The organism is Gillisia sp. Hel_I_29 (genome assembly GCF_000744275.1).
GTDB lineage: Bacteria > Bacteroidota > Bacteroidia > Flavobacteriales > Flavobacteriaceae > Gillisia.
In genome coordinates this window covers 2,290,628-2,305,653 of record NZ_JQLP01000005.1, presented here as the reverse complement: position 1 = coordinate 2,305,653, position 15,026 = coordinate 2,290,628, and the positions used below count along the sequence as shown (strand labels likewise).

Below are 15,026 nucleotides of genomic sequence, written 5' to 3'. Positions count from 1 at the left end.
GACTTTAAAAGATATTATTATTGTTCGCTTACAATCTCAAGCTCTGTTCTAAAAGCTACAAATCTACCTTCAAAACGTTTGGTTTTTGCTCTTAGCTCTGCTGCATTTTCTGCTTTATAACTTTCCAAAAGCTCTTTACTATCTGCAGTATATTGTACCGAGTAAGTAATACCTCCCATTTCCTCATTAACCAAAACTTTAGTCATTAAAGCTTTAGAAAATTTCTTAGTATCAAGCATTTCTGGAATATGCTCATTTTTCATCCATAAAAGCCATTCGTCATGAATATCTTCCTGAATATTGATTGTTACGTTATATATATACATAGTATTAGCGTTTTTAAAAAGCTGAATTGATTTTGAAATGTACCTCACCTTTTCTTCTAGTCTGGAAGATCTCCTCGCAAACTTCGGTACTTATTTCTAGCGTCTACAAAGTAAATACTATCAGCGTAATTAAAGATGATTTGCTCATAAAAATCCTTTGCTTTTTCTGGTTTACCAAGAGGCCCATTATAAAGATCTGCCAGAAGATAGGTAGCATTATCACCTAAAATGTCATCTGGATAATATTCAAGTATCTTTAGGTAATTAGTTTCTGCCTTTTCATATTGTTGAAGCTCCACATAAAGCGCTGCTTGTTTTAAAAGGGCTTCATCTTCTATCTTATCTCCTTTATGTTGCTGCAACAGCTCTTCTAAGATCTTAATTGCTGCTTCTTTTTTATTCTGAAAGATCAAAAGATCTGCATGCGCATATAATTTGAGCGCCGCTTGAGTAGAATCTTCTAAAGAATTCTCCTGAATTAATAAACTAAGCTCTAGCGCGTTGTTGGCTATTAACTGAGTAGATGAAGCTTTAAGCACATCTAACTGAGATTTGGCCCATTCAAAATCTCCTTTATAATAACTGGTTTTAGCCACTTTATATCTTGCTTCTTGTGCCAGCTCATCATTCTTTACTAAATTTTGAACCTGGGAATAATTTATAAGCGCCTGATTAAATTTTTGTGCTATTACCAGAATATCTGCCAGCGCCATCTTTACGGAAGCTAATTGATAATTGGAGTTTGTACGAGCAGCTAGTTCCAAAAGTAAGTCTTCTGCCTTTTTTACATTTTCTAGTTGAAATGCTATAAAGTTTGCTCTATCTATCTGTATTGACAGCGTCTCTTCCCCATTACCAAACTCTTCCAACACCAAGTCAAAATCTTTTGCTATCTCCTCATATTCTTTTTTAGATGCTGTCTGCACCTTCATATTCAGTAATAATTGTTTTGCCTGTAATAATATATTTCCCGGTGGATCTTCTCCAATTATAAATTCCAGTACCTCTTTTGAAGTTTCCAGATCTTCTTCTGATCTTGAAATTACAGCAAGCTGAATGATTCGTTGTAAATTCTTATTACCCCTTTTGTAGATCGCTTTTTCTTGAACAAATGCTTTATTAAAATCCTTTTGCTGAATGAACAACCAGGACAAGATCTCAGTAAAAACAATTCCCTGGTTTTGCTGAAGCCTCTGTAAAATAGCTTTTTTTAATATTAGGTTTGCCTCATTACTAGCGTCATTAGTTATATACCAGTCAAATTCTCGAATTATAGTAGTACTTAATTCAGGTTCTTTTTCAATAAGAGCTAGAAATGCTTCGAACATTTGATCTAGCTTTCCCTGTTCCCCATAAATTCTTGCTAACGGAATTTCAAATCGCATCATAGAATTTCCGGCCATTCCATTCTTATAAGCTTTTTCAGCATAATCCAACAAGCTATATTTCTCAAAACTACGAGCCAAAGAATAGGAGTAATTTACATTTTGAGCTATAGTCACTAAAGCTTTTTCATAATAGCTATTAGCCTTTTCATTTAGCTTCTGAAGCTCAAGATTATGACCTAGTTCAATGAGGTAAATAGGATTATTACTGGCACTAAGTTTTTCTTGAAGAAGTTTCTCTGCAACAGTAAAATCTTCTAATTGCTGATACGAATTTATGAGTCCGAAGAAATAAAGCTGATTTCGAGGATCATTTTTAACCAACTGCTCATAGGTTTTTAAGGCTTTTTCATACTCCCCCTGATTCATATAATTCTTAGCCAACTGCTCAGACTGTGCAAACAGCCCGATATTGGTTAGAAAACAGAAGCAAAGTAAAAAAAAGCAGCGCATTTTGTAAAGATAACAAAATGCGTTGCTTGCTTAATTTATTGAAAGGTTAAATAACATCTCGATTCTAGATAACACACCTAGAACCGTGATGTATAGATTCTGTCACCCTGAGCGGAGTCGAAGGGTCAAAAACTTAATCTATTATATCAAAGCCTGTGTAAGGCACTAAAACTTCAGGAATTTTAATTCCATCTTCAGTTTGATAGTTCTCTAAGATACCTGCTAAAACTCTTGGCAATGCAAGCGCACTCCCATTAAGCGTATGCAATAATTGCTTATTACCATCTTTATCTTTATAACGCAATTTCAACCTGTTGGTTTGAAAGGTTTCAAAATTAGAAACAGAACTAATTTCTAACCACCTGTCTTGCGCTGTAGAAAATACTTCAAAATCATACGTAAGGGAAGAAGTAAATCCAAGATCGCCTCCACATAATTTTAAAATTCTATAAGGCAACTTTAGATCTTCCAAAAGTCCTTTTACATGGTCTACCATAGTATCTAAAGCCGCAAAAGAATTTTCGGGCTTTTCCACTCTTACCAATTCTACTTTATCAAACTGGTGTAAACGGTTCAAGCCACGTACATGTGCACCGTAAGATCCTGCTTCTCTTCTAAAACAAGGTGTATATCCTGTACAAGCTAATGGCAAGTCATTTTCAGATAACATCTCATCTCTAAACATATTGGTAAGTGGGACTTCTGCAGTAGGGATCAAATAAAGATCATCTTCCGTAACATGATACATTTGTCCTTCTTTATCTGGCAATTGCCCGGTTCCATATCCTGATGCTTCATTAACCATAAGCGGCAACTGATATTCTTTATATCCAGAATCTGCTGCTTTATCTAGAAAATAAGAAATAAGTGCTCGCTGTAAACGTGCACCTTTTCCTTTATAAATAGGGAATCCTGCCCCGGTAACTTTATTACCAAGTTCAAAATCTATAATATCATATTTTTTCGCAAGTTCCCAGTGAGGTTGGGATCCTTCTGCCAACACAGGAATATCTCCAGCTTTAAATATCTCTTCATTATCATCTTCTGAAACTCCCGCAGGCACAGAATGATGAGGAATGTTAGGAATGGTATATAGCAATTTCTCTAATTGCTTTACAGCATCACCCAGTTCATCAGAATGACTTTTGGAAGCTTCTTTTAGTTGAGCAGATTTTTGCTTAAGCAAATTCGCTTTTTGATGCTCTCCTGTTTTAAACAGCAAACCTATCTCTTTTGAAAGCTGATTTGCTTCGGCCAAAGTTTCGTCTAATTTTGTTTGGGACGAGCGTCGAGTTTCATCAAGTTTTAAGACATCGTTGAAGATGCTTTCTGCTTCAAAATTTCTCTTTTTCAAGGCTTGAATGTACGCCTCTTTATGCGCTCTAATATTGCTTACTTGTAACATAAGGCCGTTAAATTTTTAATAAGCAGCAAATGTAACAAAAGCCAATAAAAGTATCATTCAAATTGCGAAGGTAAAATCCAATCATTATGTTTGAAATGATACCATGGCTCGTTGGCAAGATCTACTTTGGGGTCTGTAAATGGATAGAAGCCTTGCCCATTAACACTAACTCTTGCATCTGCAAACACCTGTACATCTTTTCCCTTTTTAGCATATTCTCGCTTTAAGCGTTGCGCAAACTGCCAAATAAGATCTGGCTTAGAGTTTATGGCTCTGTTTTGTTTGGGAGTTAAATAATCTGTCTTTTGAACGATTATAGTATCTCGTGTTCCTCTTTCTACCACCTTAAAAGTACTACGCCCAGACTTTGCTCGTAGCATCATTCTCCAGCTTAATCTGTGTCCTTCCTCCGTCCAGAGCACATCATCTTTAAAGAACCAGTGTCTTAATGGTAAACCTATTTGAAGTATGAACCAAATCCCAAGAACTATTATAAGTAGATTTCTATATGCAGGAACTTTGATCTCATTACCCGTATAAAATTTCTTCTTACCACGTAAAATGTTCTTATTGATCCTTTCTGAAGAGAAAAAGAAAAGCGCAAAGGCTAATGATAAGTATGGAAATATTCCAATATGAAAAATAAAGCTATTAAAGAGATGAAAGAAGATTGCAGCAATAAATGCAGGAATTCTAGTTTTCCTATTTAAGAACAATGGAATGGTAGTAAGATCAAATAAAAACCCAAACCAAGCCATCGTTGTATGGACCCACTTCTCCTGCAGAAATTCTCCAACCATCCAATAATGTTGTTTGGACCTAAGAAGGATATTAAAGAAAGAACCATCAAACCAACCTAGATATAACTTTGCCACAGAGGCATACGTATATACTATCCATAATTGCAGAACAATTACCAACCAAACCCAACGAGGCATTGAGATAGCTCTTAACTTTGGGTTTTTCCACGCATCTATAGAAGCATATCTATTTGCGGGTAAAAAAGTCATAATAATCCCTAAGAGCATCAGCAAATAGTAATGATTATTATAAGAAGTCTTTTGCATAAGATAAACTCCAGACCACATAATTGTAAAGGCAATTATGCTAAATCTATATTTATAGCCCACCATAACAAGAAGACCAAAAAGCCCCATTATTAAGTAATAATAGATCATTCCATCACCTGGAAGTGGCTGCAGAAATTCAAATCCAATAAAATTAAATGTTTCTTGAGGTGCTATTAAACTTCTACGAACCCATCCCAAGGCTACATCTGAAAATGCCTGAAGCGCAAGCAATAATCCAAAAATAATACGAAATACCACTAGGGCACTATTATCAATTTGGGTAAAGAGCCACCTATTCAGCATAGTTATCTTTGATATAAACTTTAGAGAAAGCTTCGTCTTGTCTCATTGCGAGTTTTAAAGCAGAAACCGACTCAAATTTTTTCTCATCTCGAATCCAGGATAGCATTTCTATGGTAAGCACTTTTCCATAGAGATCTTTATCTAAATTAAAGAAAAATGTTTCAATAGTTTGATGAGTTCCCCCAACAGTTGGATTGGTGCCTATATTCATCATCCCATAGTAAGAATTCCCATCTATAAAAGAACGTACCACATACACACCATTCTTAGGAATTAGTTTATATTCTTCTTCTACTTTAAGATTGGCGGTAGGATAACCAAATTCTTTACCTAAACCTTTTCCTCTAACTATTTTCCCTGTGATAGCAAATGGATGCAATAAATAATTATTAGCTTTCTCCACTCTACCTTCTAATAGTGCTTTTCTGATTTTGGTAGAACTTACAGCCACATCTTCAATATCCTCCTGCCCGATCTCCTCTACTTCAAAATCAAATTGTTTTCCGAATTCGCGAAGATCTGCAATATCTGCTGTTCTATTTCTTCCAAATCTATGGTCATACCCTATGATCACTTTTTTAGCATTGAGCTTATTTACCAGAATATCTCTCACAAATTCTAAGGCGCTTAATCTGGAGAATTGCATAGTGAAGGGGTGAATGATAAGATGATCTAACCCTGCTCTTTCTAGAAGTGCTTTACGCTCGTTTATAGTATTAATAAGTTTTAACTCACCCTCTTTTTGAAGCACCATCCTGGGGTGTGGAAAGAATGTAAGAATAGCACTTTCCATATTATTAACTTTCGCGGTGTCTATAAGACGCTCTATTATTTTTTGATGGCCGGCGTGTACCCCGTCAAAAGTTCCTATAGTAATTACTGTAGGTCTATCGCTTTTAAAAGCATTTGCTCCTTTATGTTCTTTCAAGTGAGGGTTATTTTCCGTTAAAAGTATTCATTGTATTGTTGATGCCTGCGGTACCAAAAGACTTAATTAATTTATGGGAAGTCTCCAACCTTTCGGGCATTTTATCTTCCTCTTCATTAGTCCAATCACCCAGTACATATTCTACCTGATTCCCTTTTGAGAACTCGTCGCTAATTCCAAATCTAAATCTATTGTAATTACTGGTATTTAAAGTTGCTTGTATATCTTTTAACCCATTATGACCACCATCACTACCTTTAGTCTTAACGCGAATAGCTCCAAAATTAAGGTTAAGATCGTCTGTAATTACCATTAAATTCTCTAAAGGTACTTTTTCTTTAGCAAGCCAATAATTAACCGCTTTCCCACTAAGATTCATATAGGTACTTGGCTTTATCATGACAAAGGTTCTACCCTTAAATCTAAAAGTAGCCATATCTCCAAGTTTATCTGTAGTAAAAGTCACCTCTTCCTTCTCGGCGATATAATCTAAAATTTTAAAACCAATATTATGTCTTGTATTGTGATATTTCGGACCGATATTTCCCAGTCCAACAATCAAAAATTTTTTCATAGGATCTACTTCTTCCTGGATTTCTTTTGTTTTACCTAATAATCTTCCGAAGAAAGCCAGCATAGTATTAAATTTTGGTAAAAATAAAAAAAGCATCCCAAATCCCGACAAAATCGGAAAGGAATGCTTTTTATTTTTGGTAGAAAAATGTTTATTCTTTTACCGCAGCTACATCATCAGTTTCAGTTGCTGGAACTTCATCTGCTGCTACTTCATCCTCATCATCTTCAAGATCCTCAGTAATATTACGAGAAGTCTTAACTTGACAGATAACTGTGTTATCTGGATGTTGAATAACATAATCTTCACTAGCTACTGCAGTTACATAAAGTTTGTTTCCAATTTTAAGTTTAGAAACATCTGCTTTAATATAATCTGGAAGTGTACCTGGAAGACCTTTAACTTTAAGGCGACGTAAGTTATAACGTAACACCCCACCATTTTTAACTCCACGAGCCACACCTTCAGTGTGAATAGGAATTTCCATAGTAATTTCTTTGTCATCATAGATTTGGTAAAAATCCATGTGTAGAATGGCATCTGTTACAGGGTGAAATTGGATGTCTTGTAAAACAGCATCAATTTTATCTGACCCTAAATCCAGAACCACAGTATGCACATCAGGAGTGTAAACCAAGTCTTTGAAGTCAATCTCATTCGCTGCAAAGTGTAATGGTTCTCCCCCTCCGTATATAACGCAAGGCACCTGTCCAGCATTACGTAGGGCTTTAGTTGCCTTTTTCCCCACGCTTTCTCTTTTAGATCCGTTGATCGTAAGTGATTTCATTTTTAAAAATTTTAGGTTGCAAAGGTGCGACATTTTTCGCAACTTTTAAAACCCTGATGTAAAAATATTTACGGCGATATGGCTCGCCAAATTTTATCAACTCAATTAGTTACATAATAAATTTTGAACTGATAGATTTATTTTGATGCACGCGTTGCATTACATCTGCAAAAAGATTTGCACAGCTCACCACCCTAATCTTATCACTATGTCTTTTTAATGGAATAGAATCTGTAACTATCAATTCTAATAATTGAGAATTTTCTATACGCTCATAAGCTTCTCCAGATAGAACAGGATGCGTACAAATAGCTCGAACGCTTAAAGCTCCTTTTTCCATCATTACATCTGCAGCTTTGGTTAATGTTCCTGCGGTATCTACCATATCATCTACCAGCACCACATTCTTACCGGTAACATCTCCAATAAGTTCCATGTGAGAGATCACGTTGGCTTTAGCTCGTTGTTTATAACAAATAACCACATCGCTCTCTAAAGTTTTAGAGTACGCATACGCTCTTTTAGATCCACCCATATCTGGCGAGGCAATAGTTAAATTGTCTAAATTCAGACTTCTTAGGTACGGAAGAAATACTGTAGAAGCAAAAAGATGATCTACAGGTTTTTCAAAAAATCCTTGAATCTGGTCTGCATGAAGATCCATTGTGATAATACGTGTAGCTCCAGCTGTTTCTAAGATACTTGCAATCATTTTAGCTGCAATTGGAACTCTAGGCTTATCTTTTCTGTCCTGACGCGCCCAACCATAATAAGGAATAACCGCTGTGATATGCCTTGCAGATGCTCTTTTTGCTGCATCTAGCATTAAAAGCATTTCCATAAGATGGTCTGAATTTGGATTGGTAGAACCAATAATAAAAACTCTAGATCCTCTTACAGACTCTTCAAATGAAGGCTGAAATTCACCATCACTGTAGGTTACAGTAATTACATTTCCAAGAGGAGTACCATAAGCAGCTGCAATCTTTTCTGAAAGTGTCCTACTTTGGGTACAAGTAAAAATCTTAGCTTCAGGTATTAAATCAGGCATATTGTGTTGTGTTTTGTGGATTTATACTATTTATGTTGTTGCGAAACAAATTTAGAAATTAATTTACTGGCATTGCATACCACACATCAGGAATATTAGCAGAAATTAAAAGTTTATATAATACTGATTATCAATGTTTTAAATGAGTGCTGATTAAGCATTTGATTTTATAATTAAACAGGTACTACTTAATTTCAGAAAGTCTCAATAAAATTTGAAGTTTAATGTTAGACAAACAAATAATTTTTATAATTTTGCCGCCTGCTTAGGCTCGAGTGGCGGAATTGGTAGACGCGCTGGATTCAAAATCCAGTTTTTTCGGAAGTGCGGGTTCGATTCCCGCCTCGAGTACTTTTTACATATCAAATTAAACTAAAACCCCATAAACTTCACTGTTTATGGGGTTTTTCATTTTTATTGAATTCATCTGATATCATTTAATTACAATTAAAAAGAGTCTATTTCGGGGACACTTTAACTATCTCATAAGGTGTCCCCGAATAGCAGGTAAGCTATTGTTAAATAAAGCTTTACGCGTTTTTCGTATAAATATTTTCAGTTAAATTTAGATTGAATTTTAAACTATAAAAGATGCAAGATCTATTATCAATATTATTTTACACCAGAAAAAGTAAAAATAAAAATGCTGATCAAGCCACGGTATATTTACGAATTACCTATGATGGCAAAAGAGTTGAGTTAAGTACAATGAGAAAAGTTACCCTTTCAAAATGGAATCCGAAAGCTAACAAGGTAATAGGAACATCCATTGAAGCTAAGCAAGTAAACCGAAATTTAGATATAATTAAAAACAGAATTTATGAAATCTATCAGAAAATTATAAATAATAATGAGGAGGTATCACTTCTGAGAATAAAAAATGAATACTTGGGAATTGGTGATGATAATAAACTTTTACTTGAAATGTTTGAAGAACATAATTCCAGAATGAAAAAATTAGTTGGTAAGGATTATTCTTTTAGAACACTTCAAAGATACGCAACTACCAAAAAACATATTTCTTCTTTCATTTTATTTACTTTTAAAAGCAAGGATTATCCGGTTAAAAATGTTGATATTAAATTCATAAATAGTTTTATTTATTATTTAAAAACAGAATTAGATCTTTCGCATAATTCTTCATTAAAGTATCTCTCTTACCTTAAAAAAATTGTACGTGTAGCCTATGCAAATGGATGGATAGAAAAAGATCCATTTTATAACTTTAAACTTAAACTTCAGGTAAAAGAACGCGAATTCTTATCCAAAGAAGAAATAATAACTATTATGGAAAAGCAGTTCACTATTGCACGTATTGAACACGTGAGAGATGTTTTTCTTTTTTCATGTTATACAGGACTTGCTTATAGTGATGTATTTAAACTTACCCCGAATAATATAATTATGGGAATAGACGGTAGCCAATGGATTAAAATAAAAAGGACTAAGACAAAGACGCTAAGCAGTATACCTCTACTCCCAGTTGCTGAAAAAATTATAGAAAAATATAAGTACCTAGATGACTCAACAGGAAAACTTCTTCCTGTTTATTCAAACCAAAAAATAAACAGTTATTTAAAAGAAATCGCCGATCGCTGTGAAATAAAAAAGAATTTGACATTTCATATGGCTAGACATACGTTCGCTACCACTATAACACTTTCCAATGGCGTACCAATAGAATCAGTAAGTAAAATGCTTGGGCATCGTTCTCTCAAAATAACACAACATTATGCTAAGATCTTAGATGAAAAATTGAGTGAGGATATGAATAAACTCAGAGCAAGGATGGCGGTAAAGGAAAATAACAACTAACTTACAAATAAAAATGAATGACTCTATTTAATTTATTAATTAAAAACCATTGTTTCCTTTATGAAAATTCATAACTATAATTAAGAATAGGAAATTTGAGCTATTAGATTGTATTATCTATCACAAATAATTAAATAAATCCGCTTTACAAAGCCTTCGGAAAGGTAATTATCATTTCACATTTTAAGCATAAGCAAATCACATTTGACCTTTTCTTCGATATATTTTGGAAATTTAAAAGCCAAAAGAATTACCATTTTGGATTAGGTTTCCGTGACGACTCTTTTTCTCGCATTTCTAGAAATTATAAATATTTCACGGGGTTTAATCTTTTCAATTTTAGCAAAAAAGTAAGAAACCCATCCAATCAATTTAATCATATACAATGTTACCACTCAAAAGTAAACAATAACATTTTTTATATATGGAGCTACGTTATTTTTTACCTAGACATAGAATTTTTTACTAATTACTTACTGCATGATTTGTTTTATAATATACTCTTTATAAAAATAGTCTTAATATGTTAGAGATGGATAAATTATATTTTATGATTTTATTTATAATAGCTTCATATAAGTCTGAAAAGTTAATAGATTCTGCTGTTAATTTTAACTTAAATAGCTTTAAGCGAAGCCAGGCATAATTTATAATTTTATTAGCATTGGGTGTTGTTGTAAAAATAAATTATTAGAGTAATTTACATTTAATTCATTTATTATAAACCTAAACCTTTTATTATGAGCACACAACAAAATGAAAATCAGAGGAAAGCTGGACAAAATAATCCAGATCAGAGAAATCTTCAGAATGATCAAGATCAAGATCAAAGAAGAAGAAACCAAAGAAGTCCAGAAGAGGAAGAGGAATAGTTTGTGTTATGCCACATCTTTATATAACCTCAAGCAAAAATGCTTGAGGTTATTATTTTAGATTTTTACTATTCATAGTAGTCGATTTCTTTTCCAATCACACCAATTAATATTATAAACAAATTGTTCTAAAGGATTTTTAATTACTTCTTCAAAGTAAATTTATCGACTATGAATTTATTATAACACAATTAATAACTGCTTTTTACCAAAAGCACCCAAGTGAATTAGTGTAATTTACTAAATGCATTCCATATTTTTCTATAGAAAATTAGTTCTATTTTGATCACAAAATTTATTTTCCCCAACTTTGAAGACGGTCGAGATATAAATAACTCTCAACAAATTTTCGATGTTCCAGACTGGTCATTTTTTCTAGTAAATTCAGTGCCGAAATGTAACTGGCTAAATTTCCGTTTGAAGAACTAAATTTTCCATCTTCTACGAAAGTTATTACACTTCATTTTGAACATTTAAATTCGGATAGTCTTTTTGCAGTTGTTCACCACCTCCAATCCACGTAACAATTTTGTGTCCGTCAGCAATTCCCGATTTTCCGATTAGTTGAGCTCCTGCACAGTTGCTGACAGTATATTTAGTTTCCTTATTTTTCTTTTTTATAAAATTTACAATTTTTTCGTTGTGGACTTGGGCATACATATCATAGGCACTTGGTACAAAAAGAGCAGTCAGTTTAGGGCAATCCTTAAAAGTATAATCGGGAACGAAATGCATCCCTTCTTCAGTTGTAATTGGATTTTCAGTTTCTGCTATAGAAATAACATTAAAAAGTTGTTTCCCATCTTCGGTCGGTTTTGCAAAAACATCAGATGTTGCAATTACCTCGCTTTGTAAAACTCCGTTATACATCAAAAGTCCTATTGTTGGCAATTCTGGATTAAAAGGTTTTAGATGTTTTGTCAGCGTATCTGTTTTTACTTTGGTTTTTGTGAACTCGGGATTCTCTTCTTTCGTTTTTGATTTGTCTGCATTACAACTAATAAAAATTGTGGCGCAAATTATCATTATAATTTCATATTTTTTCATTGTTTTCTAATATTTTAGCTATAACTCACTTCTCTAGAATACCATTTTCGACACTGGTATTAATAAGATTTTCAGCGAATTTCCATAATTCTGTTGAGCCATTTTTAATTACTTTTTTCTTATCGTAAACAGCTTGATATTTAACTCCAAATTCTTTCCAAGTTCCACCATCATTTGATGCATTCTGTAACAATGGTTCAAGTCTATCCATAGTCCTTGCAAATTTCGCTTCGTTGGATTTTCCTTCCTCAAATTCAGTCCAAATTTTGATAAATTCCTCTGCTTGCTCTTTTGGCAAAATCCCAAAAATCCGTTCAGCTGCTTTTAGTTCTTCTTCAGTGTTTTCGTGATTTTTATTTTGATCGTAAATAAAAATGTCACCTGAATCTATTTCAACTACATCGTGAATTAATACCATTTTGATGACCTTTAATAAGTCAATTTCATAATCCGAATAGCCGCTTAAAACAATTGCCATCATCGCTAAATGCCAACTATGTTCTGCATCATTTTCTCGTCTATCACTATTAAATAATTTTGTCTGTCTTTGAATATATTTTATTTTGTCAATTTCTTTTATAAAATCAATTTGCTTTAATAATTTTTCGGTTATCATCCTGTATTTTTTGTATTGTGGGCAACAGTCTTTGTTGAGGCGAGCAGCGTGGAGAAGGCTCTAGGTTCTTATTAAAGATAAAAGCATAATTTTCAGATAGTTATTATAATATATCTACTTTCTTACTCTAAAATCCAAACCTAAGAGGACACAAAGTACACAATTAGACTTCACCGGCCAAAAATATTTATGTTGGTATCGATATTCATCTTAAGAGATGGCAGGTAATGGTTATGATCAATCATCTTTTTTCTCAGAAGGATAATGTCAACATAGTTTTAATCCATTACTAACAAAATTATCAAGGCTCTGATTTTTATAGTGCCTTTGAAGCTGGATTTGTTGGCTTTCTGCCTCATTATCGATTAGGAACTGGTATCTAATTCATTGTAGTGAATCCTGCAGATGTCTCCACTACTAAAAAGAAGGTAAAAGAGAATGATTCAATGGACAGCCAAAAAATTGCTCGTTCTTTAAAGAATAGTGAACTAACCCCGATTTACATTACCTCAATCCAAACTTCAGCAGATAGAAGTCTTATTCGTTTGAGAAAAACCAGATCCAGAGATCTTTCAAGAACTAAGACCAAAATTAAATCGTTCTTGCATTGTAACGGACTTCACATCCCAGTAGAACTAAGTAAAGATAACTGAACAAGAAAATTCATTAAATGGATTACGATCTAGCACATGAGCAAAAAAAGACAAGAACCCAAGTCCGTGCAGCACTGAATAGAAGCAATTTAAAATTGACTTCTTTCTAAAAATTTTCTTAAACTTAATTGTTTAATACCAAAGTACCTAACACAAGTTGTGGTGGTAGAGATGCGAGTTTGTCAGTTTAAGTATATTCCTACTTGGGATACTAAATTACACTTTTTCGATACCCCCTTATTTTTGACACCCGTTGTTGCCAACTGTTACATTAATAAATTTTTATTTTGACATAAAGAACATTTAATTTAATTAATATACTAATGAGCGATTAAATTTCATTCAGAATCCAACTACTAATTTTTTCAAGAACCTTCGGACTCATAGTTTGTTGGATCTCTGGATATTCAGCAATTTGACCTGTTTTGCTTTCCTGAAACAAGTGATTTAAATCTTGCATCAAAATAACTTCGTAATTTCTAGAGTTACTTTTTTGTAAAGCTTCTTTTACTGGCTGCATATTATAATTTGGAGGAACCTGAGTATCATTACTTCCATATAAAGCCAAGGCAGGAATTTCAATTTTTGCAATTTCTTCTGCAGGATTATAGTTGTAAAAATATCGGATCCATGGATTGGTTCTGCTTTTTACCAGGTTTTCTATAAATTCATCTTTATTTAAGTTTTGAGGTAAAATAGAATTTAATACTTCAGAATTCTGATAAAAGGATTTCAATTCATTTATTACTATTGTCACATCTTTATCATAAGCCGCAATATCAATAGCTTTTTTGATATACTCTTTATATTTTTCTTCGTCATCTACGGGAAAATTTCTGTAATCTAGAGCTTGTTGAAGAGAGACTAGTTTACCCACAACTCCCGTTCCAGCCAACATAACAATGAATGACACATTTTTTGAGCTATTTGCAACCTTTGGAGCGATTATAGCCCCTTCGCTATGGCCTATTAAACCTATATTATGACTATCAATATCGGTTCTGTTCTTTAAAAATTTAATGACTTTCAATACATCATTGGAAAAGTCGGCTGTAGTTGCTTCTTCAAAATTTCCAGTCGATTCTCCGACACCTCGATCATCATACCTTAAAACCGCTATTCCTCTACGTGTTAGATAATCAGCCAGTACCAGAAAGGGTTTATGCCCCATATAAGATTCATCTCTATCTTGTGGACCACTACCAGAAATCAAAATTACCACTGGCGTATGTTGGTTAGATGATTTGGGTAAGGTAAATGTTCCTGCAAGGCTAATATGATCTTCAGAATTATATATTTTCACCTCTTCAACCAGATACGGATATGGTTGGGAAGGTTCCTGAGGCCTCTTCCGAATTACTACATGTTCTGCCTTGTCTTTTTTAACTAGGATTAAAGGAACACTATTCAAGCCTTCTTGAAAGGGCCTATTATTTCGCCTGACTCCTTATTTAACACTCCGTCGAATTTAAAACCTAAATTAGATGCGTTAATGATCAAGTTATTATCGAGAAACGTAGTGAAAGCTGGTTGAAGATCCTTCAAACCCTGACTGGGAATATCTAACTTGGTAAAAAAGCTTTCATTAGATTCGGAAATTTTAAAGACAAATAGCATGGTTTTCCCGGGTTGAACTTCAAGATTTCCCTGCCAGATTCCTTCCAAGTCCTGGGCAAATAAATTATTGACTAAAATTGATAATATGACGATTAGAGTGAGCATAAATGTTTTCATGATTTTG

At 33.6% G+C, this 15,026-nt stretch carries 15 protein-coding genes and 1 tRNA gene; 4 read left to right on the top strand and 12 right to left on the bottom strand.

The window, feature by feature from the left end:
- Positions 1 to 17: 17 nt before the first annotated feature.
- The 8 genes from P163_RS15715 to P163_RS15680 all read right to left on the bottom strand — a co-directional run bounded on the left by P163_RS15715 (position 18) and on the right by P163_RS15680 (position 8,282).
- Positions 18 to 326 (bottom strand): DUF4286 family protein, encoded by a 309-nt coding sequence (locus P163_RS15715; RefSeq protein ID WP_034893389.1) that lies wholly within the window; start codon positions 324 to 326, stop codon positions 18 to 20.
- 56 nt (positions 327 to 382) lie between these two features.
- Entirely contained in the window at positions 383 to 2,095 is a 1,713-nt protein-coding gene (locus P163_RS15710; protein WP_231556212.1) for a tetratricopeptide repeat protein, read from the bottom strand.
- A gap of 202 nt (positions 2,096 to 2,297) precedes the next feature.
- Entirely contained in the window at positions 2,298 to 3,569 is a 1,272-nt protein-coding gene (gene serS / locus P163_RS15705) for a serine--tRNA ligase (RefSeq protein WP_034893382.1), read from the bottom strand.
- Positions 3,570 to 3,622: 53 nt separating this feature from the next.
- Positions 3,623 to 4,942: an HTTM domain-containing protein gene (locus P163_RS15700; protein ID WP_034893379.1), complete on the bottom strand. Its 1,320-nt coding sequence runs from the start codon at positions 4,940 to 4,942 to the stop codon at positions 3,623 to 3,625.
- Complete coding sequence (locus P163_RS15695) at positions 4,932 to 5,870, bottom strand: bifunctional riboflavin kinase/FAD synthetase (RefSeq protein ID WP_034893377.1); 939 nt, start codon at positions 5,868 to 5,870, stop codon at positions 4,932 to 4,934. Before P163_RS15695 ends, P163_RS15700 begins: the two co-directional genes overlap by 11 nt.
- Before the next feature lie 7 nt (positions 5,871 to 5,877).
- On the bottom strand, positions 5,878 to 6,507 hold the full coding sequence (gene pth / locus P163_RS15690; protein ID WP_034894514.1) for an aminoacyl-tRNA hydrolase: 630 nt from the start codon (positions 6,505 to 6,507) through the stop codon (positions 5,878 to 5,880).
- Between the two features lie 88 nt (positions 6,508 to 6,595).
- Positions 6,596 to 7,231, bottom strand: a complete 636-nt coding sequence (locus tag P163_RS15685; RefSeq protein ID WP_034893374.1) for a 50S ribosomal protein L25/general stress protein Ctc — start codon at positions 7,229 to 7,231, stop codon at positions 6,596 to 6,598.
- Positions 7,232 to 7,340: 109 nt separating this feature from the next.
- On the bottom strand, positions 7,341 to 8,282 hold the full coding sequence (locus tag P163_RS15680; protein WP_034893372.1) for a ribose-phosphate pyrophosphokinase: 942 nt from the start codon (positions 8,280 to 8,282) through the stop codon (positions 7,341 to 7,343).
- Positions 8,283 to 8,551: 269 nt separating this feature from the next.
- Between P163_RS15680 and P163_RS15675 the strand changes: the two genes are divergently transcribed.
- The 3 genes from P163_RS15675 (at position 8,552) to P163_RS18750 (ending at position 10,969) form a co-directional block, all read left to right on the top strand.
- Positions 8,552 to 8,633 (top strand) — tRNA-Leu (locus P163_RS15675).
- 240 nt (positions 8,634 to 8,873) lie between these two features.
- Positions 8,874 to 10,097: a site-specific integrase gene (locus P163_RS15670; protein ID WP_034893369.1), complete on the top strand. Its 1,224-nt coding sequence runs from the start codon at positions 8,874 to 8,876 to the stop codon at positions 10,095 to 10,097.
- 740 nt (positions 10,098 to 10,837) lie between these two features.
- On the top strand, positions 10,838 to 10,969 hold the full coding sequence (locus P163_RS18750) for a hypothetical protein (protein WP_262489661.1): 132 nt from the start codon (positions 10,838 to 10,840) through the stop codon (positions 10,967 to 10,969).
- Between the two features lie 453 nt (positions 10,970 to 11,422).
- Here P163_RS18750 and P163_RS15665 read toward each other — a convergent pair whose 3' ends face one another.
- Positions 11,423 to 12,016, bottom strand: coding sequence for a DJ-1/PfpI family protein (locus P163_RS15665; protein ID WP_316930085.1), 594 nt, complete (start codon positions 12,014 to 12,016; stop codon positions 11,423 to 11,425).
- Between the two features lie 25 nt (positions 12,017 to 12,041).
- Complete coding sequence (locus tag P163_RS15660; RefSeq protein ID WP_034893367.1) at positions 12,042 to 12,632, bottom strand: HD domain-containing protein; 591 nt, start codon at positions 12,630 to 12,632, stop codon at positions 12,042 to 12,044.
- A gap of 392 nt (positions 12,633 to 13,024) precedes the next feature.
- Between P163_RS15660 and P163_RS17980 the strand changes: the two genes are divergently transcribed.
- The gene (locus P163_RS17980) at positions 13,025 to 13,285 is read left to right on the top strand and encodes a hypothetical protein (protein ID WP_051931271.1); all 261 of its coding nucleotides are present in this window, start codon (positions 13,025 to 13,027) and stop codon (positions 13,283 to 13,285) included.
- A 331-nt stretch (positions 13,286 to 13,616) separates the two neighbouring features.
- On the opposite strand, the gene P163_RS15650 is transcribed toward P163_RS17980, so the two are convergent.
- Positions 13,617 to 14,696 carry an alpha/beta hydrolase family protein gene (locus P163_RS15650; RefSeq protein WP_051931270.1) on the bottom strand — a complete coding sequence of 360 codons (1,080 nt, stop codon included), beginning with the start codon at positions 14,694 to 14,696 and terminating at the stop codon, positions 13,617 to 13,619.
- Entirely contained in the window at positions 14,693 to 15,019 is a 327-nt protein-coding gene (locus tag P163_RS17975) for a hypothetical protein (RefSeq protein WP_051931269.1), read from the bottom strand. The genes P163_RS15650 and P163_RS17975 overlap by 4 nt, the downstream gene beginning before the upstream one ends.
- Between the last annotated feature and the right edge of the window lie 7 nt (positions 15,020 to 15,026).